The 2,703-nt window shown below is 58.6% G+C and carries 2 protein-coding genes; both read left to right on the top strand.

Annotated elements, in window-relative coordinates:
- The first annotated feature begins 32 nt into the window (after positions 1-32).
- Positions 33-1,103, top strand: coding sequence for a histidine kinase dimerization/phosphoacceptor domain -containing protein (locus EN932_RS33360; RefSeq protein WP_127366959.1), 1,071 nt, complete (start codon positions 33-35; stop codon positions 1,101-1,103).
- Positions 1,104-1,562: 459 nt separating this feature from the next.
- Complete coding sequence (locus EN932_RS33355; protein WP_128337951.1) at positions 1,563-2,018, top strand: BA14K family protein; 456 nt, start codon at positions 1,563-1,565, stop codon at positions 2,016-2,018.
- Positions 2,019-2,703 lie beyond the last annotated feature (685 nt).

Raw genomic sequence — 2,703 nt, 5'->3', positions numbered from 1 at the left:
GAGGCAGAGCGCCTCCAGATCGGCCACAAGCCTTGTTCCATCCTATCGCCAATATCGAAGACGCGCAGACGCTGGCGCAGGCGATCGTCAACACGATTGCCGAGCCCTTCCTCGTGCTCGATGAGCAGTTTCATGTGCTGGCGGCCAGCCGCTCCTTCTATCAGACTTTCAAGGTCGACCCCGAAGAGACAAACGGCGCCCTGCTCTATGCGCTCGGCGACGGCCAATGGGACATCCCGGCACTGCGCCTGCTCCTGGAGACCATCATCCCTGAGAAGACCGCGATGGACGGCTTCGAGGTCGAGTGTGATTTCCCCAATATCGGCCAGCGCACGATGCTGCTCAACGCGCGCAAGGTGCTCTACGACCACAGTTCGGCCGTCACCATCCTGCTCGCCTTCAACGACATAACGGCGCGCCGCGTCATCGAGCGGGAGAAGGAAGAGCTTTTCGGCCGCACCGAGGACCTGCTGCGTCAAAAGGATGTGCTGCTGCGCGAGATGGAGCACCGGGTTGCCAACAGCCTGCAGATCATCGCCAGCATCCTGCTGCTGAAGGCGCGCTCGGTCTCCTCGGAGGAGAGCCGCCAGCACCTGAGGGATGCCCATCAGCGGGTGCTGTCGGTGGCTGAAGTGCAGCGTCATCTCCATACCTCGGCGGGTATCGACGAGATCGATGTCGGCTCCTATTTGCCGAAACTGTGCAGCAGCCTGGCATCGTCGATGGTCGGGGATGCCCAGCCGATCAAGGTCAACGTCACGGCGCAGGGCGCCAGGATAGACTCGCAGAAGGCGGTGAGTCTCGGCCTGATAGTCACCGAGCTTGTCCTCAACGCGATCAAATATGCCTTCCCTTTGGAGAAGGCGAAGGCGTTGATCCAGGTGACCTACGAGACCGATGGCAGCGACTGGAAGCTGACGGTCTCGGACAATGGAGCCGGCAAAGCCGCCGTCGAGGCGCCAAGCGGGGGCCTCGGAACCGCCATTATCGAGGCGCTGGTCAAGCAGCTCGAGGCCAAAGTGGAGATCATCAGCGACGCCGGCGGCACCAGCGTGTCGGTGACCAGGGCGACGTTCACCTCACGCATACCGCGGGCGGCGTAGCCTTTGCACGACATTCGGGCCAGTTCCGCCAGCCGTGGAACCACTCGCTGCCGCTTCGCTCCGCTGCCGCTTCTCCAGCCGGCCTCTCTTAGCTGAACAGCCGATGCCAGTCGCGCCGGCGGCTCAGCGCTCGCACCGAGTGACGAGAATCTCGCATCGCAAGTGCAATTTGTCGTCCTGTACCCGAAGTGACGTTCGGGGTCGTGTTGGCAGCAATAGTCGTCGCACTCTTAAGTCGTGAAAGCCGTTTTAACTCCGCCGCACCATTAACGGTCATTTCGCTTCTCCCAGAGTATTGGGCACGCATGATAAAATAATTCCAAGCGACAGCTTGCCGCAATGTACAGTCGCCCCTTGGCATATAAAGTTCGCATTCCCTTGAAGCGCAGACGGAACCACAACGCGATTAAATCGTTTTAAAGTCATAAGGGACGTCAACCACCCCTTCAAGGAGAAGAAATGATAAAGATCGTATCGGGTTTGCTGGCGGCCACATTGTCAGTGTCTTTCGCCGCCGCCGCCATGCCTGCCGCCGCCGCCGGGATATTCCTGCCCCAAGCGCCATCCGCTTCATCCGATGTGCGGGCGGTCGACTACAAGCCGTGGATGAAGCACCGGGGCGTCCACCGCAATCGAAATTTTTCGCAAAATGATGGCACCACTTGGAATGGCCATCGCGGCTATCGTGACTATCATCGCGGCTATCGCCGCCATGGCGACTACTGGTTTCCCCTGGCGGCATTCGCCACTGGCGCGCTGATCAGCAGCGCGATCATCAACAACAACCAGAACCGTGTCCACCGAGGCGATGCCCATGTGGAGTGGTGCTACGACCGGTACCGGAGCTATCGCGCTTCGGACAACACGTTCCAGCCCAACTACGGCCCTCGTCAGCAGTGCAATTCGCCCTACTGATAAAGCATGAGCCGATGCCGTCTCAGGCAAGCCCGCTACCGCAAGGTGGCGGGTTATTCTGCACATTGCGTAGATCGAGCCATTCTAGCGGTGTGGTGGTGCAGGATTTCGGGCCCGACACGGCGTGGCCCGCAATGTACTTAAATGCCTGCGCTCTTCCAGCCGAATTATAAATCCATCACGGCGGAACAAGAACGGCGCACAATCGTTTTCTTCAAAAGTGATAGTTTTTCTTTATAGACAACTAAAGATAAAGGGTGCCGTTTTGAACAGCATTATTTGGATAGTCGGAGCTGTAGTTATCGTACTAGCGGCACTCAGCTTTTTTGGCTTGCGTTAAGCCGCTCACCTGACGGCAGGCACAAGAACACAAATCATCAAAAGGGCGGCAAGCGGCGAACATGGCCGGGAGCACTCATAGGAGGCGAATATGGATATCACGACAATTCTGGTCATTGTTCTTATTGTCATTCTGCTAGGCGGCGGCGGCTTCTATGGCCGTGGGCGCTGGTACTAAACCGCGAAGATCACTGTCGGGACCTCGGTCCGACACCCAACTTAGTCAGCCCGCGTCCTCAGCCAGGGGCGCGGCTAGCCATTTGGTTTCGCGACGAGATCCAGCCAACCCGGTCGCCCGCGAAGCCTTCAAAGGCGAAGCCCATCGCAGTAGCTCATAGTGAAGAAT

Origin of the sequence: Mesorhizobium sp. M7A.F.Ca.US.002.01.1.1 (assembly GCF_004022955.1) — a bacterium.
GTDB classification, from domain to species: Bacteria; Pseudomonadota; Alphaproteobacteria; order Rhizobiales; family Rhizobiaceae; genus Mesorhizobium; species Mesorhizobium ciceri.
The sequence above is the reverse complement of the archived record's forward strand: the minus strand, read 5'-3'. Positions and strand labels throughout refer to the sequence as shown.

What these genes read in the sequence shown, in the direction of transcription:
- EN932_RS33355 (WP_128337951.1), top strand. Translation starts at nt 1,563, where the DNA reads ATGATAAAGATCGTATCGGGTTTGCTGGCGGCCACATTGTCAGTGTCT.